The organism is Enterobacter sp. BWH64 (assembly GCF_001037645.1).
GTDB classification, from domain to species: domain Bacteria; phylum Pseudomonadota; class Gammaproteobacteria; order Enterobacterales; family Enterobacteriaceae; genus Enterobacter; species Enterobacter hormaechei_C.
Genome location: NZ_KQ089922.1, coordinates 1,690,770 through 1,710,204 on the forward strand (window position 1 = coordinate 1,690,770; position 19,435 = coordinate 1,710,204).

Consider the following 19,435-nt stretch of genomic DNA (forward strand, 5'->3'; position numbering starts at 1 on the left):
TCATGCTGACGTTTTTCATCAAACGCCCGCGCTTTGCGATGGTGATTGCGCTGGTCATCACCCTGCTGGGGGCCATCGCGCTGAGGATTATTCCGGTGGAGCAGTACCCGCAGATCACCCCGCCGGTCGTGAATGTGTCAGCGTCATGGCCGGGCGCCAGCTCGGCTGACGTGGCGGAGGCCATCGCCACGCCGCTGGAAACCCAGCTGAACGGGGTGGATCATATGCTCTATATGGAGTCCACCAGTTCGGACGAGGGTAGCTATAGCCTGAACATTACCTTTGCGGCAGGCACCGACCCGGATCTCGCCGCCATCGACGTGCAGAACCGCGTGGCGCAGGCCGTGGCGCAGCTGCCGACCGAGGCGCAGCAAAACGGCGTGCAGGTGCGCAAGCGCGCCACCAACCTGATGATGGGGGTAAGCCTTTACTCACCGAACAACACCCACACGCCGCTGTTCGTCAGCAACTACGCCAGCACCCAGGTGCGCGAGGCGCTGTCGCGTCTGCCGGGCGTCGGGCAGGTACAGATGTTTGGCGCACGGGACTACAGCATGCGCATCTGGCTGCGCCCGGACCGCATGAACGCCCTGAACGTGACCAGCGATGACGTGGCGCAGGCGCTGCGCGAGCAGAACGTGCAGGGGGCGGCAGGCCAGGTCGGCACGCCGCCGGTGTTTAACGGCCAGCAGCAGACCCTGACCATTAACGGGCTGGGGCGCTTAAATCAGGCCGACGACTTTGCCAACATCATTATCCGCGCCGGGGAGATGGGTCAACTGGTGCGCCTGAAGGACGTCGCCACCATCGAGCTTGGCTCGCGCAGCTATAGCTCTGGCGCGCAGCTGAACGGGCACGACTCCGCCTACCTCGGCATCTACCCGACGCCGTCCGCTAACGCCCTGCGCGTGGCCGATGCGGTGCGCGCGGAGCTGGAAAGGTTATCCACGCGCTTCCCGGACGATCTGGTCTATGAAGTCAAATTCGACACCACCTCGTTTGTGGCCGCCACCATCAAAGAGATTGGCGTCTCGCTGGCGCTGACGATGCTGGCGGTGGTGGTCGTGGTGTCCCTGTTCCTGCAAAGCTGGCGCGCGACGCTGATTGTTGCCCTTGCCATTCCGGTGTCGCTGGTGGGCACCTTCGCGGTGCTCTATACGCTCGGCTACTCCGCCAATACGCTGAGCCTGTTCGCTATCATTCTGGCGCTGACCATGGTGGTGGATGACGCCATCGTGGTGGTGGAGAGCGTCGAAACGCTGATGGCGGAAGGGCAGAGCCGTACGGCGGCGACCGCGCTGGCGCTGCGCCAGATTGCCGGGCCAGTGATTGCCACCACGCTGGTGCTGCTGGCGGTGTTTGTGCCGGTGGCGCTCCTGCCGGGGATTGTCGGCGAGCTGTACCGCCAGTTCGCGGTGACGCTCTCGACTGCCGTCACGCTCTCAAGCCTGGTGGCGTTGACTCTTACGCCCGCCCTGTGCGCGCTGTTGCTGCGCCCGCGACCGGAGAAACCTGCGGCACTCTATCGCGCCTTTAACCACGGGCTGGACGCCACGCGCGGTTTCTACACCCGCATCGTGAACGTTTTAAACCTGCGCCCGTGGCTGGCGCTGCTGGCCACCGCAGGCGCGGCGGCGGTGGTGGTATTCAGCTTTATGTCGATGCCAAAGGGCTTCCTGCCGCAGGAGGATCAGGGCTACTTCTTCGCCAGCGTCCAGTTGCCGGAGGCAGCCTCGCTGGAGCGCACCGAAGCGGTGATGACCACCGAGCGCGAGCTGATCGCTAACAACCCGGCGGTAGAAGACGTGATTCAGGTCTCCGGGTTTAACATCCTCAACGGCACCAGCGCATCGAACGGCGGGTTTATCTCCATCATGCTCAAAGACTGGAGCGAGCGTCCGCCGCTGGATGAGGTGATGGGCACCCTTCAGCACCAGCTGCTGGCCCTGCCGGAAGCCACCATCATGACCTTTGCGCCGCCGACGCTGCCGGGGCTGGGCAACGCCTCCGGCTTCGACCTGCGCATTCAGGCGCAGGCGGGGCAAAGTCCGGCGGAGCTGGAGCGCGTGACGCGTGAGGTGCTGGCGAAAGCCAACCAGAACCCGCGGCTGAGCCGCGTGTTCACCACCTGGAGCAGCAACGTGCCACAGATGACGCTCACCGTTGACCGCGAGCGCGCGGCCCGCCTCGACGTGCCGGTGTCACGCATCTTCAGCAGCCTGCAAACCGCCTTTGGCGGCACGCGCGCCGGGGATTTCAGCGTCAACAACCGCGTCTACCACGTAGTGATGCAGAACGAGATGCAGTGGCGCGAGCGCGCGGAGCAAATCAGCGAGCTGTTCGTGCGCAGCAACAGCGGCGAGCGGGTGCGTCTGAGCAACCTCATCACCATCACGCCGACCGTCGGCGCGCCATTTATTCAGCAGTACAACCAGTTCCCGTCGGTATCGGTGAGCGGCTCGGCAGCGGAAGGGGTGAGCAGCAGCACCGCAATGGCGGCGATGGGCGAGATTCTGGCGGAAAACCTGCCAGCCGGGTACGACTACGCCTGGAGCGGCATGTCGTATCAGGAGCAGCAGACCGGCAATCAGGCGATATGGATCGTGCTGGCGGCGGTGGTGATGGCGTGGCTGTTCCTCGTCGCCCAGTACGAGAGCTGGACGCTGCCGGCGAGCGTGACGCTCTCGGTGCTGTTCGCCATCGGCGGGGCGCTGGTCTGGCTGTGGCTGGCGGGCTATGCCAACGACGTATACGTGCAGATAGGTCTGGTGCTACTGATAGCCCTCGCCGCCAAGAACGCAATTCTTATCGTGGAGTTTGCCCGCGCCCGGCGCATGGATGGAATGGCGATTGTCGATGCCGCACGGGAGGGGGCATCGCGCCGCTTCCGCGCGGTAATGATGACCGCCGTGTCGTTCATTATCGGCGTCCTGCCGATGATGCTGGCGACCGGGGCGGGTGCCCAGAGCCGCCGCATCATCGGCACTACGGTGTTCAGCGGCATGCTGGTGGCGACCGTGGTGGGGATAGTGTTCATCCCGGCGCTGTTCGTGCTGTTCCAGCGCCTGCGCGAGTGGGGCCACGGCCTTACGGACTCGTCGCCCACAGCTCACAGTGCTTCTGCACCAGAGAAATCAGCGAGCCGCCATCGGCGATAAAGTCCCGCATGCGCTGCGCCTCGCTCTTGCCCTGCTTTAACAGCAGGGCAATCTCATTGATTGCGCTTGTCGCGCCGAGCTTCTCGGCCGACGGCGCAACCTGCTCGAGCAGCCAGGCGATATCTTCCGCCACGGTTTTGTGCTCGCCGGTATGTACGTCCGTCAGAATGCCTTCCAGCCCGTAGCGACAGGCCTGAAAACGGTTAAAGCGATAGAGCAGAAAATCCCGTTCCTGATGCTTATACGGCCGCGCGGTCAGCAGCCAGTGCGACGTCGCCTGAATAAGCCCGGCGATGTTAATGGCGTGGCTGAGCGTCAGCGGCGTATCCATCACCCGCACCTCGACGGTGCCGAAGTGCGGGCTGGGGCGGATGTCCCAGTGCAGATCCTTAATGCTGTCGATCATGCTGGTGGAGCTCAGGCGGCGGAACAGCCCCTCGAACTCCTGCCAGCTGTTGACCCACGGCATCTGACCGTTATCCGGGAAGCCCGAGAAGATGTTGAGACGCGATGAGGCGAACTTCGTGTCCGTGCCCTGCATATACGGTGATGCGGCGGCCAGGGCGATAAAGTGTGGCACAAAGCGCGACAGGCCGTGCAGCAGGTAAATGGCGTCGTCCCCGGTCCGACAGCCGACGTGTACGTGCTGGCCGAACACCGTCGCCTGCAAAATCAGATAGCCAAAGCGCTCCAGCGTGACGTTATAGCGCTCGTCGTCGCACACTTCCTGCCGCTGCCATTTCTGGAACGGATGCGTCCCACCGCCGCAGATCTGGATATGCTGATCTTCCGCCGCGCGCAGGATGCTCTGCTGCATCACTGAAAACTGCGCCGCTGCCTGGTCGATGGTCTGGCACACGCCGGTGGCGATTTCGAGCATGCTTTCGGTGATGTCGTGTTTGACTTCCCCCCCTTTGATGTAGTCTTTGACGGCGGCGATGAGGGCAGAGGAGTCCTGGCTCAGATCGTAACCCGGCGGGTTAACCACCTGGAGTTCGAGCTCAATGCCGAGGGTATAAGGTTCAGAGGATTTGAAGTCGGGTAAAGGCATGGCGCACTCCGTTGTCTGTTATGAGTTGAGTATAGACAATGGGCGTGGCGCGCTCGTCTCAGGATGGTATAACTGATAGCAGGCTTAGCAAAAGGGGAGTGATCCATGTCTGACTATCCAACCATTGCGCTGACAGGACCCGGGGCGATAGGGACCACCATCGCCGCGGTGCTGCATGAAGCGGGCCGCACGCCGCTGCTGTGTGGGCGCACCGCGCATCCGGAACTGCGCCTGCGTCATGATGAGGGTGAAATTGTGGTGCCCGGTCCGGTACTCACCGATCCCAGCGTCATTACGCGCCCCGTTGACCTTGTTTTTTTGGCGGTCAAAACGACGCAAAATGCCGACAGCGCCGGGTGGCTGCGCGCTCTGTGCGATGAAAACACCGTGGTCTGCGCGCTGCAAAACGGCGTGGAGCAGAAAGCCCAGCTTGCGCCTTTGGTCAATGGCGCAACGGTGCTGCCCTCGGTGGTCTGGTTCCCTGCCCAGCGCGAGCCGGATGCCTCCGTCTGGCTGCGCGCCAAACCACGTCTGACGCTGCCGGACGTGCCGCAGGCGCAGCGGGTGGTGGAGGCGCTTCGCGGCACGCGCTGTGACGTTGAACTCTCGGCTGATTTCCCCACCGTCGCCTGGCGCAAGCTGCTGCAAAACGCGGTCGCCGGGCTGATGGTGCTGGCCAATCGCCGCGCCGGGATGTTCAGGCGCGAGGATATCAGCGAACTGGCGCTGGCCTACCTGCGCGAGGGGCTGGCCGTCGCCCGCGCCGAGGGGGCGAAGCTGGCCGATGACGTGGCGCAGGAGATTCTGGCGAACTTTCAGCGCGCGCCAGTGGATTTGGGCACGTCGATCCTCGCCGACCGTCAGGCGGATCGCCCGATGGAGTGGGATATCCGTAATGGCGTCATCCAGCGCTACGGCCGCAGGCACGGGATTGCGGTGCCCGTCAGCGATGTGGTGGTGCCGCTGCTGGCGGCGGGGAGCGAGGGGCCGGGGTGAGCCAGGGTCTGGCGAGAAGGAAGACCCGGCCGTTGTGCGCCGGGTAACTCTTACTTACCCTGACGGGCTTTCTCAGCGTTTAGCTCTTCCATTGTTGCTTCCAGGATCCAGAGGCACTGAGCACCCTCAACCGTATCCAGCAGCGCCCGGCGGGTGCGCTGATAGAACGCGTCGACTTCGGCGGGGGATTTCTCTAGAGGCGGCGTGCAGACGATATCGCTGCCAACCATGTGCGGCCACTTTCCCGCGTCAATGGTCTGGAGCGCTTTCAGTGTGGCGCTGGTGTTTGTTGTGAGCGCTGCGGCCAAAGCATCCTCCAGCAGTTGCGCCTGCCTGGCGTCAGCCGTGGCAGCCAGCGTTGGGGCTTGCTCAATCCAGTGTGTGTCACCTGAGGCGATTCCATGAAGTGCTGATGGCCAGTCAGTGCTGGCTGCAATGGCTGGGACAGTGAGCGCACAAAGCAGCAGGACGATTGGGTATTTCATCGCACTACCTCAAGCTCACCGCCGTCACGAAGGATTTTACGTCGCGTTGACAGTGAGAGAATGATGCACCCCTCCGAAGCAAATCCGGCTGGACCGTACTTATGGTCACCATGAATGCGGAACTCTGAACGACCAAAACTCTCTCCCGAAGTTTGCTCAAGGATAATGGTAATGGGTCCTTTAGAATTCGAATGTCCCGCAATTTTATATGTTCCGCGCGGCAATGGACCCAGACCCTTCACATGCTGACGGTCCGGATTATTTTTATTGGTAAGGGCACCGGAATATCCTGTCTCAATTAATTTGCCGTCTTTATACATCTTGCCAGTTGATTGCTCATACTTCCATCCCATAACGTTCTCCTTATGCCGTCTTACGGTCATTCCAGCTATCTGAATGCATGATGTTACCGTCCACGTAGCGCCAGGTAATTTTTTCATAGAGCAGCTCTACCAGCTCAAGATGGTTATGCTTCTCATAGTCAGGATCTTTGATATCAAGCATCATTGGACAGACGCTGGCGATCTTCACGCCTTCCAGAAGGGTGGAAAAATATTCCACTTCCTGACCAGCATCGTTGATACGGTAAAACTTTATCTCTGCGGATTTTAGCTTCTGGCCCGTGCTAACAGCCTTGTACAAATAGGGGCTGGAAGCGTCGATCTCTTTATCGAAAGAATAGGGGGAATGGATGCGAAGACTTGTCGCCTTGCCGTTATGCTTGTCCGTGGGCTGCATTATGGCGTGATTTAAGGCGATAATCTCGATGCTACCTTCACGTCCATATATATCGACAGAGCCTTTTATATCGGCGCCGCCGTCATCTTTAAGCCATAAATAAGCGGGAATAGCCATTTGTTTAAAACTCCATTTAAGGAAATCCTGAAAAGACCTTATGGTTTAGCTAGTTACGTAACTAGTGCAACGCTAGCGCGTACAAAATTGGCCGTCAATTTTGTACAGGGTGGATATAAAACGATCTGCGGTTTCGTTGATGTAAATTAAGAAAGTATGGGGGCTTATGGTTTGGATCTGGATAAATTGTTAATGATTAATACGGTGGTTTTGCTTAAATAATAATTAAGTGAATATTAATTGAAGATGTAATAAATACTTGAATGTTTATTGGGTATTCTGTCTATTTGACTCTTTATTAATTGTTTAAAAACTCATAACGGCTCGTCTGAATATCCACCTATCCGTAGCGACACACCTGAAAACGGTAAAGAGGTACCGCAGAAAATCCCGTTCCTGATGCTTATAAGGCCGCGTGGTCAGCAGCCAGTGTGACGTGGCCTGGATCAGCCAGGCGATATTAATCGCGTTGTTGAGCGTCAGCGGCTTATCCGTCGACCGCACCTGCATGGTGCTAATGTGCGGGCTGGGGCGAATGTCCCAGTGCAGATCTTTAATGCTGTCGATCCTGTCCGACCGTCAGGCGGATCGCCTGATGGAGTGGGACATACGCAACGGCGTGATCCAGCGCTATGGCCGCAGGCACGGGATTGCGGTGCCCGTCAGCGATGTGGTGGTGCCGCTGCTGGCGGCGGGGAGCGAGGGGCCGGGGTGAGAGAGATAGTGGTATTAACGTCTGGGGAATTGGTCTGGGTGAAAACCTCGCATCAGTTCCCTACAAACGCACTCACCGGCAAACCAAAACGCTTCGCCAGCGCGCATATGATCCAGCGTTAACGTGCCTGATCTATCTTGGTCTGAAATATTTGTTTAATTTGCGTAGCGTATTCAGGAATTGCTTGCTGAGAAGAAGTGCAGCGGAGATAGTTTTGCTAACCAGGTTATATAGAAACGTGTGAAAGATGCGTCCGCTATGTGCCAAAAGCGGACGTCATGATGTTTATTCAGCGAACGCCAGTTGAACGTTTCATAATGATATCTCTCTGCGGATCTGACCCAACCTGGAAGATATGCTCACCCACCTCGGTAAACCCAAGCTTATGATAAAAAGAAATTGCCCTTGGGTTATGTTCCCAGACGCCTAACCAGACAACATCCGATCCCTTTGCCTCAAATTCAGCAAAGCACATCCGCATAAGTTCTTGCGCAAATCCTCTACCATGATAGGGAGCATCAACATATAGACACAGGATTTCCCCGGCGTGAATGCTATTGACACAGGGAGGAAACTCTTCCCACCTCAGTTGGGTATACCCAATCAATTTGCTCTCGTGTTCACAGACTAATGTAACCCAGTCTTGTCTGAGGATCTCTTTCAACTGGATATGTGTTGAATAGCTTGCCTGGCAGTGAAGTTCCATATCCTCCTGAGTATTCCCATCCTGGAAAGTCTTTCTGAAGGTTCGTTCAGCTAAAATGGCAAGCTCTTCTGCATCAGAGGTATTTGCCCTGCGGATCAACATTTGTCTTTGCTTTCTGAAAGTATTCTTAGTTTTTCCCGGGTTTACGATAAATGTCTGGTCGATTGATCTGCCAGACAAAATCTGGCCGGTTCAAAGGGTTATACCCCAGTTTCTGATATAGCCAAGGCGCACTGTCGGTTACCAGCATTATTCGTCGCAGACGTGACATCAACGGATGTGCGTGACAGCATTCAATCAGCCAACGACCAAGACCACTTTTCTGATAATCGTTTAACACGTAGACATCGCACAAATAACCAAAAGTAGCATAGTCTGTGACCAGACGGGCGAAGCCGATTTGCCTTGTTCCATCCAAAAGTGCAAAGCAAAGGCTGTTCTGGACGGATAACCTTACCGTTTCGGCATCAATGTCTGGAGCCCAGGACGATTGGGAGAGGTAATCGTGAATGGCTTCCAGCTGAAAAAAAGCGGGATCGGTTGTGACAGTAAATTTGTCTTTGGTAAATCGCAGGTGCTGATTATTCACTGAACTTCTCCTTCAGGACTGACTCGCGATGAGACAGCAGGGCTGACCACTAAACCGGGGAGCACTCAGGATGCTCTTTCATGTACTGTCATGATAAATACCAATGGGTTCTCCCCCCGATTTTCATAGAAATGAGGAACGTCTGTTCTGGCCGTTGCCGAGCAGCCAGCCTTCACCAGATACAGGTGATCATGTACGCCGAGTGTGAGAGTGCCAGTTTGTACATAAAACAATTCAAGCGTTCCTTCCGGGTGACCAGGTGAAGCAAATTTTTCCCCTGGCTGCATTTCCCACATCCAGAGCTCGGTCATATCAGGGCCACCGGATCCGGCAAGCAACCTTGCTCTTCCGCCTTTTTCGCCTTCCCACAATTGAGGAATCTCATCTTCAGCAATGAGATGTACGGTCGGTTTGGCGCTGACATCCACAAAGTCAGCCACCGAAACACCCATCGCGGCAGCGAGGCGGCATAACAGGGCAATGCTGGGGTTCGCCCGGCATCCCTCAATCTCAACCAGCGCGCCCTTGCTGACGCCCGCCCGACGGGAGAGTTCATCGAGGGATATTTTCTTTTGCTTGCGATACAGCTTAATCCGCTGAGAGACGGCTTCGTTTACGGTGCTGGCTATCGCATTAGCATCGGTCATTAAATTGACTTTCTTAGTCATCGGTCATTATCATGGAATAAATTGGTCATAACAGGATTATCACGTGTTAACAGTCTCTCCGTCAATTGCCCCAGAAATCTATCGTATCGCTCCCGGCTTTCGGGCACTCAGTATCTGCGTAAAAGCCGCGCCGATTCTGAACCCTGGTATAGGGGAAACGGTACTGCTGGAAGCCTGTGAAGCGGTTCTGGCCGGCGAACCTGAATGGGCTGAATCTCATCTGGTCGCCTGGGCTGAGGTTTTCCAGACGTTTGGTGCTAAACCGAAACGCACACCATGTTCAGCGGATGCCTTACGTAAGCGCGTATTACGTGACAGTACGATGCCCGCACTCGATCCCATCGTTGATCTCTATAACGCCGTTAGCCTCCGCTATGCCGTTCCTGTGGGGGGAGAGAATATCGCTGCCTATCAGGGTTCACCGCGTCTGGTTGTGGCAAAAGGAACCGAGCCTTTTGATACCGTCAAAGACGGTGAGACCGCCATTGAATACCCGTCGCAAGGTGAGGTTATCTGGTGCGATGATGCAGGCGTGACCTGCCGTCGCTGGAACTGGCGACAGGGGGTCAGAACCCGCCTGGATGTGGAAGCTCAGCAAATGTGGTTCATTCTGGAGAGTCTGCCGCAGATGCCACTGGAGAAGCTTCATGAAGCCGGGAAGATGCTGACCGATGGCCTTGAAAAAATGATGCCCGGTCTGTGGTTTGAGGTGGCTCTTATCGAAGAGCAATACCAGTAATATCATTCAGGAGAAACACAATGTTCACCGGCTTGTCTGCTTTTCCGCTAACTCCCGTCACCGCCAGCGGCGTCGACGAACAGGGGTTCAGTAAGATTCTGGCCCGCCTGACGGCGGCCCGTGTTGATTCTCTGGGCATTCTGGGTTCAACCGGAAGCTACGCGTATCTGACCCGGGAGCAGCGCAATCGCATCGCGACTCTGGCTAAACAGCTTGCCGGAGATATCCCTGTGATGGTGTGCGTGGGGGCAGTCAGCACCGATGCCATCCTGCATCTGGTTGATGATGCGCAGGCAGCAGGCGCAGATGCCCTGTTGCTCCCGGCGGTCAGTTACCAGTCACTCCGTGATGAAGAGGTCTTCGCGCTTTTTGAGGCGGTGACCCGGCATGCGTCTGTTCCGGTCTGTGTCTACGATAATCCGGGTACCACACATTTTACCTTTACGGATGAACTGCACGGTCGTCTCTCATCACTGGCGGGGGTTCGTTCGGTTAAGATCCCTGGCGTCCCGGATAGCCCGGCAGCGGCCGCTGAGCGGGTGAATGCGCTACGCCAACATCTTTGCCCGGGAGTGACAATCGGTATCAGTGGCGATATGTATGCCGGACTGGGATTAAATGCAGGCTGCGAGGTCTGGTACTCTGTGTGTGGCGGTCTGTTCCCGCAAACCGCAAAGCAGATCACCGAGGCAGCAGCAGCAGGGGATCACGCTCGTGTTATGGCATTGACAACCCGACTGGAACCGCTGTGGGCGCTGTTCCGTAAACATGGCGGGAGTATTCGTGTGATTGCCGCTGCCGCTGGTGTGCTTGGACTGACCGATACAGATTGCCTGCCTCGTCCTCTGCAACCGCTGTCAGCGGGTGATATCGCGGATATTGCCCGAGTGATCACCGCGCTGGAGCTGAAGTAACCCACCGACAGGACCGGCACTCTGGCGGTCCTCCTGAAACCTGGCCAGGCAATAATCTTCATGACGACCCTTCAGTGTACAAACGCGCCTGTTAAGGCAGGTCTTGTCCGCTATGCCTGTGCCGCGATGCTGGCACGCATTGCGGATGGCGGCGGGGTGCTGGCAGTGATCTTACTGTGCCAGTCATCTGAACAGTATTACACAGTGACGGGGTGGATGGCTGCCTGCATTACCCTCCCACATATGCTGGGGCCGTTTATTGCCCGCAGGATCGATACCGCCAGCGACGGGCGCAGGGTCATTGCGATGGCCTGCCTGGCGTATGCCTTTATTACAGGGATTATGACAGTGACTTTCGGCCACGTCCCTTTACTTTTGACGGCATTACTTCTTATCGCCGCAGGACTCTGTGGCCCACTCCTGACAGGTGGGATCAGTGCTTTCCTGCCTGCCATGGCAGGGCCGGACCAGCGAAGTCAGCGCCGGGCTCAGGGTCTTGATGTGGCAACCTACGGTTTCGGTGGCACGCTGGGTCCCTCTGCTGTTGCCGCCATATCCGCCTGGGCTTCGCCTTCTGCGGCGTTTTACCTTCTGGCCGTTGGTACTGTTTTCGCTGCTTTCTTTATCATGCGGCTACCGGTTTCGCCGGTTACACACAGCGGCAAGCCTACAAAGGTTGCCGGTGCCATCACAACGATGAGTATGATGATCCGGTACACACCGCTGTGCAGGACACTGTACCTGACGATGGCCGTCGCTTTGCTGTCGCCGTCCTGCCGGTTGTTGCGGTGAGTATGGCTGATGTTCTTGGTGTTCCAGCAGCCACAGCCGCTTTTCTTACCGTGGCCTACGGAGCGGGCAATCTGGCGGGATCGGTATGCCTGATGGTTATCCCACTGAGAGGTGAACCCGACAGGCTGATGCTGAGCTCCGGAGGGCTGATTGTCGCAGGCCTGCTTTCCATTCTGGTGGTCAGCAGTTTTTTACCCGTGTTTTTCTGCTTCTTCATAACCGGAGTGCTTAATGCCGCTTTTTTCGCCGCCACGCTTGCCGCACGCAGTGAATACTCCCCACCATCCTGCCGGGGGCAGGTCTTTGTCTGGGTGGGTGCAATGAAAATTACTGCGGGCTCACTTGGCACCGCAGCTGCGGGTCAGTTGATGACGTTGGGAGCTTATGCGCCACTGGTGTTAAGCCTGTGCACGCTGTCGACAGTACTGGTTATTTCTCTGTTGGCCCGTATCTGGCCATCGTTCAAATCTCATTGCTGATGGTTTAAGCAGGGATTCCATTTTATTCAGGCCGTAGCGGGACGACCCGTTACATCAGAGGCTTTCTTCGGGACGACCCGGACATATATTAAGAGGAGAAATTATGGCCTGGTTAATGCTGACGGCTGCGGGTTTGCTTGAAGTCGTATGGGCTTATGCGATGAAATTGTCTGACGGGTTTACCCGCCCACTGTACTCGATAGTGACTCTCGTCGGTATGATAGCGAGTTTTGCCTTACTCTCGGCAGCAATGCGCTCATTACCACTGGGCACGGCATATACCATCTGGACCGGGATAGGGGCAGTAGGCTCATTTGTTGCAGGCCTTATTATGATGAAACTGGCATCCTGAGGTATGTCTTGTGCCAGGATGGAGCAACCTGTCCTGGCAGGAGAGTAATTATCATCATATTTTTGACGCGACATATTTATGTCCGCTTTTCGCTCACAGCGGACCTCCAGCTCAGTTAACTAGTCCGCTTCGTGCCAAAAGCGGACGTTATAAATTTCTTTTAGGGCAACCAAAAAAAGTATACGACCTATACTTGATTTGTATTTTAGATTACGCCTGTATCAGTATAAATTTAACCCAAGCTTACTAATTTCTTTTCTACGCATTCCAAAAATAACATCACCACTTCTAGAAATGAATGAAGCAATGCGTCGGTCATTGTCATCTACACCTTCCCAGAAGAAAGGGACGTTATTGTTCATCAGACTTTCTGCAAAGGTTAAATGTGTTAACGCCAAGAAAATCCTAACGAAATTAGATGGCTCATTGAAATTCTGATTCAGCAAATGTAGTGTCAAATGTCTATTGAAACTACCTTCATTAACACCTCCAGTTGGTTTATATATGACATTTTTAAAAAAAGATCTGGTTGAATTAATCACATCACACTGGGGGTTTAAATGTGTGAAAAAATCCACCTCAGTTTCAATGTCATAACCTTTGCCGGGATGCCAGTCAAAATTTGGTAGCTGCCGACTTCCCCATGTAATAATGAGTTTTCTAATTTCTTTTTCAAATCTGTCTGCACTTGTATTTGTGTTGTCACCATCACAAAATTTCACGAGTAAGTTCCTCAACCCTCCTTCAAAGACAGGGAAGAGCGACATTATAGATATATGATCATACCCCAAATAAAAAGCTTCTATAGCTTCAAAAATAATTGTTTTGTAGTTTTTTAGTGATTCACTCTTTATAAAATATTTGTTGAAATAAGCAATTGCAATTTCTAATGAGAAATTTTCGAACAACCATTTATTTGAATTCTCAAGTGGATTTTCACATCTTTTAATTTCATGGATTGCAGAAGAAAGAGTACCTTCTCCAATATATAGGGGTAATGCTATACCAAGTGAATTTGCATGCAACTGAATATTCGAACATCGTCCCCAATGTCTATTTAAGTACAATATTGGCCTTTCGGTAAGCAAGAAGTTTAAATCACCATTTTAACTGTGAAAGAAGCATGACAAAATTCACTTTTTGAGATCACTGGTTCTACGCTATGATTTCTCCTGAATTGATTTAAAATTTCATTCTCAGAGAGCTTGTCTAATTTTGATAAGCGTTTCAAAGTTGGCAGGAATTTTTCTAAATCTGACATAATAATCCTAAAAGTTAAGAATTAATCTTTACGAAAGATATCATATGATCCTTTGATTAATTATACTATTTAATGGTGTTTTTATCAGCACAGAACTAGCGCAAACGTCCGCTTTTCGCTCATAAGAGACAACCATACTCAAATCTCCCACATTGCAGGAGATTTGAGTATGAACACGTCACCGTGGAATAAAGACCGTATCATAGGCCAAAAAAGACCACTTCAGATATCTCATATCTGGGGGATCCGAATCCGGCTTGAACTGGAAGGTAAAACGCGTGATTTAGCTCTGTTCAATATGGCCTTAGACAGTAAGCTACGAGGCTGCGATCTGGTGAACCTGAAAGTATCTGATGTTGCATATGGTAGCTCGGTTTCAAGCAGAGCAACGGTGCTGCAACAGAAAACCGGTAGCCCTGTGCAATTTGAGATAACCAAAGGGACAAGAGAAGCTGTTGCTGCATTGATAAAGCTTGGCAATTTGCACAGTAAAGACTTCTTGTTTCGGTCTCGGAGCGGAACTAACCGGCACATATCAACCCGACAATACAGCCGAATTTTTCATGGGTGGGTAGAAAAGCTTGGTCTCGAAGCTTCGCTTTACAGCACACATTCCATGAGAAGAACAAAACCTTACCTGATATACAAGAAAACCAAGAATCTCCGGGTGATCCAACTTCTGTTGGGCCATAAGAAACTGGAAAGCACTGTCCGTTATCTAGGCATCGAAGTCGATGATGCGTTAGAGATCTCTGAATCGATTGAAGTCTAAGGTTGTCAGGGCTGCAACAGCAGCCCTGTGTCAATAACAGGCATTGCGGGATATGTATGAGACTGGCCGCCATTCCCGATAGCACAGCTCTGATGCTACACTGTTTTCAGTCCTCATTACCTCATCAAATAAATTTATGACTACCGCTGATTTCAAACGCCCTAAACTAGAACTCCCAAACGGGGCTGATAAACTGCTGCTGCACTCCTGTTGCGCTCCGTGTTCTGGTGAGGTAATGGAGGCGATCCAGGCCTCAGGGATCGACTACACCATCTTCTTCTACAATCCGAACATTCATCCGCAGAAAGAGTATCTGATTCGTAAGGATGAGAATATTCGCTTTGCCGAACAGCACGGCGTACCGTTTATCGATGCGGATTACGATACAGATAACTGGTTTGAGCGCGCCAAAGGCATGGAATGGGAACCCGAGCGCGGCATTCGCTGCACCATGTGTTTTGACATGCGCTTTGAGCGGACTGCGCTTTACGCCGCTGAAAATGGCTTCAACGTGATTAGCAGCTCACTGGGCATCTCTCGCTGGAAAAATATGCAGCAAATCAACGACTGCGGTCAGCGAGCCGCCGCCCACTATCCGGGTATGGTCTATTGGGACTATAACTGGCGGAAACAGGGCGGTTCGTCGCGCATGATTGAAATCAGCAAGCGCGAACAGTTCTACCAGCAGGAATACTGCGGCTGCGTTTATTCACTGCGTGACAGCAACCTGCACCGCAAATCCCAGGGCCGTCCTCTCATTCAGATCGGTAAGCTTTACTACGGTAAAGAAGACGACCAGGCCTGATTTTATGTCACGCCCTCTGTGGCGTGACCGCCTTCCTGTGCATTCCTCTAACAAACCGTCATTCATCAAACAACGTTGTCCTTTGTGTAAGGCCGACTCAGTGAGCCGTTATATAAGGCTCCTTCACAAACTCCGCTAACAACCCAGCAGTTGCTTACAGAGCGTAGAAAATGTCACCGCATCGTCCATTTCCACCAGTACGCTCACGTACGCCGCACAGGTGCCAGCCAGTTCAAAGAGATCCGCAGAATCGGGAAGTTGCAGGTGAAGAAGGTGATGAACAGCGCTTTCTTCAGCGTATACGTATGAAAATCCAGGGGTAGTCGCCATTTAGCATCCTCGTTGTCCAAAAAAAATGTCATGTCATGCTAATGGGTTCCTACGCCCGGTTACGGATGTGCCGCAACGCAGGCACTTTACGACCGCGGAGAAGGGATGAAAAGGGATGCCCCTGAATTACATAAGGTTGCTTAAAAGTTTGCGAGGCGGCTTCCAAAGGGCATTGCCGGGTGGCGGCTGCGCCTTACCCGGCCTACAAAACCGCCAACAAGCCAACCAACCCGCGACACGAACCGTAGGCCCGCGCAAGCGCAGCGCCGCCGGGCACAGCCACACCGTAGCTACCCCTCGCTCATCATCGCCAGAAACCGCTTCACCGTCCGCGAACGCTCAAAACGCCGCCAGCAGAGCGCGATATCGGTATAAAGCTCCGGTGAGCGCAGCGCATGGTAGGTGACATTCGGCGGAGAAATAGCGGCCATGGATTTCGGTACCAGCGCGAACCCGCCGCCAGCGGAGACCATGCTCAGGGAAGAGGAAAGTTGTGAAGATTGCAGCGTGTGTTGCATATCGATCCCGGCCCGCTCGCAGCTGCCGTAAACGCGGTCATACAGCCCCGGTGCTACCTCCTGGGGGAACAGCACCACCGGCGTATCCCGCAGCTCATCCAGCGCCAGATCGCCACATGCCGCCAGAGGATGATCGCGATGCAGCGCCACCACCATCGGCTCCCGATCGAGGATTTTTAATTCGAACACCTTACTGCTTTCGCACGGCAGGCGCACAAAGGCGATATCCAGCTCACCCTCCGCCAGCATCGTCGTCAGCGACGACATATTGGCTTCCACCTGGTGAACCTGCACCGCCATGTTCTGCACCTGAAACTGGCGAATCAGGGCGAAGATTTTGGGATGAAAAGCATCTGAACTGGTGATGCCAATCGACAGGCTGCCGTTCAGCCCGCGCGCGATGCCCCGGGCTTTCTCCAGCGCGGCATCGCTCAGCGCCAGGATCTTACAGGCGTCCTCATAGAAGGCCTCTCCCGCTTCGGTCAGCTCCACGCCCCGTGTCAGGCGCCTGAACAGCGGCGTGCCCACTTCCTCTTCGAGCCGTTTGATCTGCTGACTCAGAGGAGGCTGTGAAATACCCAGCGCTTTGGCCGCCCTGGTGAAGTGTCGCTCGCGTGCTACCGCGACAAAATAGCGCAGATAACGAAGTTCCATATCAAAAACGTCTCAAACCAGCATGGATTCTATATTGGAACTCTCTGCTGAATCGGGTCAACATTTATTTAACCTTTATAAATAAAGTTGAAGAGGACGGGCATGATGATGCATTCATCTGCATGCGACTGTGAGGCGAGTTTATGCGAGACCCTGCGTGGGTTCTCGGCTCAGCATCCTGACAGCGTGATCTATCAGACATCGCTAATGAGCGCCCTGCTAAGCGGCGTCTACGAAGGGGAGACGACTATCGCCGATCTGCTGGCTCACGGTGATTTTGGTCTCGGTACCTTTAACGAGCTGGACGGTGAAATGATTGCCTTTAGCAGCCAGGTGTACCAGCTGCGCGCCGACGGCAGCGCCCGCGCCGCGAAGCCGGAGCAAAAAACGCCGTTCGCGGTGATGACCTGGTTCCAGCCGCAGTACCGCAAAGCCTTCGACGGGCCGGTCAGCCGTCAGCAGATCCACGACGTGATCGACAAGCAAATCCCCTCCGATAACCTGTTCTGCGCGCTGCGCATCGACGGCAATTTCCGCCACGCGCACACCCGCACCGTACCGCGCCAGACGCCGCCGTACCGGGCGATGACCGACGTGCTGGATGACCAGCCGGTGTTCCGCTTTAACCAGCGCGAGGGCGTGCTGGTCGGGTTCCGCACCCCGCAGCATATGCAGGGCATTAACGTGGCGGGCTATCACGAACACTTTATCACCGACGACCGTCAGGGCGGGGGCCACCTGCTCGACTATCAGCTGGAGAACGGCGTGCTCACCTTCGGCGAAATCCACAAGCTGATGATTGACCTGCCCGCCGACAGCGCGTTTTTACAGGCCGACCTGCACCCCAGCAACCTTGATGCGGCTATCCGCGCCGTCGAAAACTAACAGGAGAACTACCGTGAACAGTGAGAAACAGTCACGTCAGTGGGCGCACGGCGCCGATATGGTTGTCGGCCAGCTGGAAGCGCAGGGTGTGAAGCAGGTGTTCGGCATACCGGGCGCAAAAATCGACAAGGTCTTTGACTCCCTGCTGGACTCCTCCATCGAGATTATCCCGGTGCGTCACGAGGCGAACGCGGCGTTTATGGCGGCAGCGGTAGGGCGGCTAACCGGTAAGGCCGGGGTCGCGCTGGTCACCTCCGGGCCGGGCTGCTCCAACCTGATCACCGGCATCGCCACCGCCAACAGCGAAGGTGACCCGGTGGTGGCGCTGGGCGGGGCGGTGAAGCGGGCAGATAAAGCGAAACTGGTGCACCAGAGCATGGATACCGTCGCCATGTTCAGCCCGGTCACCAAATACGCCGTCGAAGTCAATTCACCGGACGCGATTGCCGAGGTGGTGTCGAACGCGTTTCGCGCTGCCGAGCAGGGCAGGCCGGGCGGGGCGTTTGTCAGCCTGCCGCAGGATATTGTCGACCAGCCCACCACGGGGGCGATTTTACCCGCCAGCACCGCGGCGCTGATGGGCCCGGCGCCGGAGTCAGCCATCAACGACGTGGCGAAGCTTATCGCGAAGGCCAAAAACCCGGTCATCTTACTCGGCCTGATGGCCAGCCAGCCCGCCAACAGCGCCGCGCTGCATAAGCTGCTGGAGAGAAGCCGTATTCCGGTCACCAGCACCTATCAGGCCGCCGGGGCGGTGAATCAGGAACACTTCACCCGCTTCGCCGGACGCGTCGGCCTCTTTAACAACCAGGCGGGCGACCGGCTGCTGCATCTGGCGGACCTGATTATCTGCATCGGCTACAGCCCGGTGGAGTACGAGCCGTCCATGTGGAACAGCGGCGACGCCACGCTGGTGCACATTGACGTGCTGCCCGCCTATGAGGAGCGCAAGTATGTTCCCGATCTGGAACTGGTCGGGGATATTGCCGCCACGCTGAATCTGCTTGCCAGTCGAATCGAGCACAAACTTGAACTCAGCCGGCGCGCCTCGGAAATTCTTGTCGATCGCCAGCATCAGCGGGACCTCCTCGACCGTCGCGGCGCATCGCTTAACCAGTTTGCCCTGCATCCGCTGCGCATCGTGCGCGCCATGCAGGACATCGTGAACAACGACGTGACGCTCACCGTCGACATGGGCAGCTTCCACATCTGGATCGCCCGCTACCTCTACAGCTTCCGGGCGCGTCAGGTGATGATCTCCAACGGTCAGCAGACCATGGGCGTGGCGCTGCCGTGGGCGATTGGCGCGTGGCTGGTCAACCCGGGGCGCAAGGTGGTCTCGGTCTCCGGGGACGGCGGCTTTTTGCAGTCGAGCATGGAGCTGGAAACCGCCGTACGCCTCAACGCCAATGTGCTGCACATCATCTGGGTGGATAACGCCTACAACATGGTGGCCATCCAGGAAGAGAAAAAATACCAGAGGCTTTCCGGCGTCGAGTTCGGCCCGGTCGATTTCAAAGTCTATGCCGACGCGTTCGGTGCGAAAGGCTTTGCCGTCGAGAGCGCGGATGCGCTCGAACCGACGCTGCGTGCGGCAATGGATGTCGATGGCCCGGCCGTGGTGGCCATTCCCGTCGACTACAGCGATAACCCGCTGCTGATGGGCCAGCTCCATCTCAGCCAGATTTTGTGAATCAATATAAGGACAGAG

General features: G+C 55.4%; 21 protein-coding genes and 2 pseudogenes. 12 read left to right on the plus strand and 11 right to left on the minus strand.

Annotated elements, in window-relative coordinates:
• Positions 1-2 precede the first annotated feature (2 nt).
• Complete coding sequence (locus SK50_RS07985; protein ID WP_048229281.1) at positions 3-3,158, plus strand: efflux RND transporter permease subunit; 3,156 nt, start codon at positions 3-5, stop codon at positions 3,156-3,158.
• Here the strand turns inward: SK50_RS07985 and SK50_RS07990 are convergent.
• Positions 3,088-4,209, minus strand: coding sequence for a YbdK family carboxylate-amine ligase (locus SK50_RS07990; RefSeq protein ID WP_045344571.1), 1,122 nt, complete (start codon positions 4,207-4,209; stop codon positions 3,088-3,090). The genes SK50_RS07985 and SK50_RS07990 overlap by 71 nt on opposite strands.
• Positions 4,210-4,314: 105 nt before the next feature.
• Here SK50_RS07990 and SK50_RS07995 point away from each other — a divergent pair, with 105 nt between their 5' ends.
• Positions 4,315-5,205: an oxidoreductase gene (locus tag SK50_RS07995; RefSeq protein ID WP_047642348.1), complete on the plus strand. Its 891-nt coding sequence runs from the start codon at positions 4,315-4,317 to the stop codon at positions 5,203-5,205.
• A 50-nt stretch (positions 5,206-5,255) separates the two neighbouring features.
• On the opposite strand, the gene SK50_RS08000 is transcribed toward SK50_RS07995, so the two are convergent.
• From SK50_RS08000 to SK50_RS08015, 4 genes and pseudogenes are all read right to left on the minus strand, one after another.
• Positions 5,256-5,690, minus strand: a complete 435-nt coding sequence (locus SK50_RS08000) for a hypothetical protein (protein ID WP_017694362.1) — start codon at positions 5,688-5,690, stop codon at positions 5,256-5,258.
• Complete coding sequence (locus SK50_RS08005; RefSeq protein ID WP_006809708.1) at positions 5,687-6,043, minus strand: tlde1 domain-containing protein; 357 nt, start codon at positions 6,041-6,043, stop codon at positions 5,687-5,689. The genes SK50_RS08000 and SK50_RS08005 overlap by 4 nt, the downstream gene beginning before the upstream one ends.
• Before the next feature lie 10 nt (positions 6,044-6,053).
• Positions 6,054-6,545 (minus strand): Hcp family type VI secretion system effector, encoded by a 492-nt coding sequence (locus SK50_RS08010; protein ID WP_017694361.1) that lies wholly within the window; start codon positions 6,543-6,545, stop codon positions 6,054-6,056.
• Positions 6,546-6,888: 343 nt separating this feature from the next.
• A pseudogene (locus SK50_RS08015) lies at positions 6,889-7,112 on the minus strand (glutamate-cysteine ligase family protein); the annotation flags it as partial.
• On the opposite strand from SK50_RS08015, the pseudogene SK50_RS08020 reads away from it, so the two are divergent.
• Positions 7,108-7,260 (plus strand): annotated as a pseudogene (locus tag SK50_RS08020) (ketopantoate reductase C-terminal domain-containing protein); the annotation flags it as partial. The pseudogenes SK50_RS08015 and SK50_RS08020 sit on opposite strands and share 5 nt — an antisense overlap.
• A gap of 289 nt (positions 7,261-7,549) precedes the next feature.
• Here SK50_RS08020 and SK50_RS08025 read toward each other — a convergent pair.
• The 3 genes from SK50_RS08025 to SK50_RS08035 form a co-directional block, all read right to left on the minus strand.
• Entirely contained in the window at positions 7,550-8,068 is a 519-nt protein-coding gene (locus tag SK50_RS08025; RefSeq protein WP_048229283.1) for a GNAT family N-acetyltransferase, read from the minus strand.
• Between the two features lie 25 nt (positions 8,069-8,093).
• The gene (locus SK50_RS08030; RefSeq protein ID WP_048229285.1) at positions 8,094-8,555 is read right to left on the minus strand and encodes a GNAT family N-acetyltransferase; all 462 of its coding nucleotides are present in this window, start codon (positions 8,553-8,555) and stop codon (positions 8,094-8,096) included.
• A gap of 65 nt (positions 8,556-8,620) precedes the next feature.
• On the minus strand, positions 8,621-9,223 hold the full coding sequence (locus SK50_RS08035; RefSeq protein WP_048229287.1) for a helix-turn-helix domain-containing protein: 603 nt from the start codon (positions 9,221-9,223) through the stop codon (positions 8,621-8,623).
• 43 nt (positions 9,224-9,266) lie between these two features.
• On the opposite strand from SK50_RS08035, the gene SK50_RS08040 reads away from it, so the two are divergent.
• The 5 genes from SK50_RS08040 to SK50_RS08055 all read left to right on the plus strand — a co-directional run bounded on the left by SK50_RS08040 (position 9,267) and on the right by SK50_RS08055 (position 12,499).
• Positions 9,267-9,962: a B3/B4 domain-containing protein gene (locus SK50_RS08040; RefSeq protein ID WP_048229289.1), complete on the plus strand. Its 696-nt coding sequence runs from the start codon at positions 9,267-9,269 to the stop codon at positions 9,960-9,962.
• Between the two features lie 20 nt (positions 9,963-9,982).
• The gene (locus SK50_RS08045; protein ID WP_048229290.1) at positions 9,983-10,876 is read left to right on the plus strand and encodes a dihydrodipicolinate synthase family protein; all 894 of its coding nucleotides are present in this window, start codon (positions 9,983-9,985) and stop codon (positions 10,874-10,876) included.
• A gap of 60 nt (positions 10,877-10,936) precedes the next feature.
• On the plus strand, positions 10,937-11,668 hold the full coding sequence (locus tag SK50_RS23810; protein ID WP_156171087.1) for an MFS transporter: 732 nt from the start codon (positions 10,937-10,939) through the stop codon (positions 11,666-11,668).
• A gap of 2 nt (positions 11,669-11,670) precedes the next feature.
• A complete protein-coding gene (locus tag SK50_RS23815; protein WP_156171088.1) occupies positions 11,671-12,147 on the plus strand; it encodes an MFS transporter in 477 nt (158 codons plus the stop codon).
• A gap of 103 nt (positions 12,148-12,250) precedes the next feature.
• A complete protein-coding gene (locus SK50_RS08055) occupies positions 12,251-12,499 on the plus strand; it encodes a DMT family transporter (RefSeq protein WP_082197597.1) in 249 nt (82 codons plus the stop codon).
• Between the two features lie 221 nt (positions 12,500-12,720).
• Here the strand turns inward: SK50_RS08055 and SK50_RS08060 are convergent, their stop codons facing one another.
• Positions 12,721-13,524, minus strand: a complete 804-nt coding sequence (locus tag SK50_RS08060; RefSeq protein WP_255353952.1) for a hypothetical protein — start codon at positions 13,522-13,524, stop codon at positions 12,721-12,723.
• 405 nt (positions 13,525-13,929) lie between these two features.
• Between SK50_RS08060 and SK50_RS08065 the strand changes: the two genes are divergently transcribed.
• Both SK50_RS08065 and SK50_RS08070 read left to right on the plus strand, forming a co-directional pair.
• A complete protein-coding gene (locus SK50_RS08065; RefSeq protein WP_045344558.1) occupies positions 13,930-14,532 on the plus strand; it encodes a site-specific integrase in 603 nt (200 codons plus the stop codon).
• Between the two features lie 136 nt (positions 14,533-14,668).
• Positions 14,669-15,337 carry an epoxyqueuosine reductase QueH gene (locus tag SK50_RS08070; RefSeq protein WP_023296073.1) on the plus strand — a complete coding sequence of 223 codons (669 nt, stop codon included), beginning with the start codon at positions 14,669-14,671 and terminating at the stop codon, positions 15,335-15,337.
• Positions 15,338-15,472: 135 nt separating this feature from the next.
• On the opposite strand, the gene SK50_RS08075 is transcribed toward SK50_RS08070, so the two are convergent.
• Together SK50_RS08075 and SK50_RS08080 are read right to left on the minus strand one after the other, a co-directional pair.
• A complete protein-coding gene (locus tag SK50_RS08075) occupies positions 15,473-15,667 on the minus strand; it encodes a hypothetical protein (RefSeq protein WP_223230141.1) in 195 nt (64 codons plus the stop codon).
• Between the two features lie 290 nt (positions 15,668-15,957).
• Positions 15,958-16,839, minus strand: a complete 882-nt coding sequence (locus SK50_RS08080; protein WP_003858850.1) for a LysR family transcriptional regulator — start codon at positions 16,837-16,839, stop codon at positions 15,958-15,960.
• Between the two features lie 105 nt (positions 16,840-16,944).
• Between SK50_RS08080 and budA the strand changes: the two genes are divergently transcribed.
• Together budA and alsS are read left to right on the plus strand one after the other, a co-directional pair.
• Positions 16,945-17,724: an acetolactate decarboxylase gene (gene budA, locus SK50_RS08085; RefSeq protein WP_045337981.1), complete on the plus strand. Its 780-nt coding sequence runs from the start codon at positions 16,945-16,947 to the stop codon at positions 17,722-17,724.
• Positions 17,696-19,417, plus strand: a complete 1,722-nt coding sequence (gene alsS, locus SK50_RS08090) for an acetolactate synthase AlsS (protein ID WP_369799554.1) — start codon at positions 17,696-17,698, stop codon at positions 19,415-19,417. Before budA ends, alsS begins: the two co-directional genes overlap by 29 nt.
• Positions 19,418-19,435 lie beyond the last annotated feature (18 nt).

What these genes read in the sequence shown, in the direction of transcription:
- SK50_RS07985 (WP_048229281.1), top strand. Translation starts at nt 3, where the DNA reads ATGCTGACGTTTTTCATCAAACGCCCGCGCTTTGCGATGGTGATTGCG.
- SK50_RS07990 (WP_045344571.1), bottom strand. Translation starts at nt 4,209, where the DNA reads ATGCCTTTACCCGACTTCAAATCCTCTGAACCTTATACCCTCGGCATT.
- SK50_RS07995 (WP_047642348.1), top strand. Translation starts at nt 4,315, where the DNA reads ATGTCTGACTATCCAACCATTGCGCTGACAGGACCCGGGGCGATAGGG.
- SK50_RS08000 (WP_017694362.1), bottom strand. Translation starts at nt 5,690, where the DNA reads ATGAAATACCCAATCGTCCTGCTGCTTTGTGCGCTCACTGTCCCAGCC.
- SK50_RS08005 (WP_006809708.1), bottom strand. Translation starts at nt 6,043, where the DNA reads ATGGGATGGAAGTATGAGCAATCAACTGGCAAGATGTATAAAGACGGC.
- SK50_RS08010 (WP_017694361.1), bottom strand. Translation starts at nt 6,545, where the DNA reads ATGGCTATTCCCGCTTATTTATGGCTTAAAGATGACGGCGGCGCCGAT.
- SK50_RS08025 (WP_048229283.1), bottom strand. Translation starts at nt 8,068, where the DNA reads ATGTTGATCCGCAGGGCAAATACCTCTGATGCAGAAGAGCTTGCCATT.
- SK50_RS08035 (WP_048229287.1), bottom strand. Translation starts at nt 9,223, where the DNA reads ATGACTAAGAAAGTCAATTTAATGACCGATGCTAATGCGATAGCCAGC.
- SK50_RS08045 (WP_048229290.1), top strand. Translation starts at nt 9,983, where the DNA reads ATGTTCACCGGCTTGTCTGCTTTTCCGCTAACTCCCGTCACCGCCAGC.
- SK50_RS23810 (WP_156171087.1), top strand. Translation starts at nt 10,937, where the DNA reads ATGACGACCCTTCAGTGTACAAACGCGCCTGTTAAGGCAGGTCTTGTC.
- SK50_RS23815 (WP_156171088.1), top strand. Translation starts at nt 11,671, where the DNA reads ATGGCTGATGTTCTTGGTGTTCCAGCAGCCACAGCCGCTTTTCTTACC.
- SK50_RS08055 (WP_082197597.1), top strand. Translation starts at nt 12,251, where the DNA reads ATGGCCTGGTTAATGCTGACGGCTGCGGGTTTGCTTGAAGTCGTATGG.
- SK50_RS08065 (WP_045344558.1), top strand. Translation starts at nt 13,930, where the DNA reads ATGAACACGTCACCGTGGAATAAAGACCGTATCATAGGCCAAAAAAGA.
- SK50_RS08070 (WP_023296073.1), top strand. Translation starts at nt 14,669, where the DNA reads ATGACTACCGCTGATTTCAAACGCCCTAAACTAGAACTCCCAAACGGG.
- SK50_RS08075 (WP_223230141.1), bottom strand. Translation starts at nt 15,667, where the DNA reads ATGGCGACTACCCCTGGATTTTCATACGTATACGCTGAAGAAAGCGCT.
- SK50_RS08080 (WP_003858850.1), bottom strand. Translation starts at nt 16,839, where the DNA reads ATGGAACTTCGTTATCTGCGCTATTTTGTCGCGGTAGCACGCGAGCGA.
- budA (WP_045337981.1), top strand. Translation starts at nt 16,945, where the DNA reads ATGATGCATTCATCTGCATGCGACTGTGAGGCGAGTTTATGCGAGACC.
- alsS (WP_369799554.1), top strand. Translation starts at nt 17,696, where the DNA reads ATGCGGCTATCCGCGCCGTCGAAAACTAACAGGAGAACTACCGTGAAC.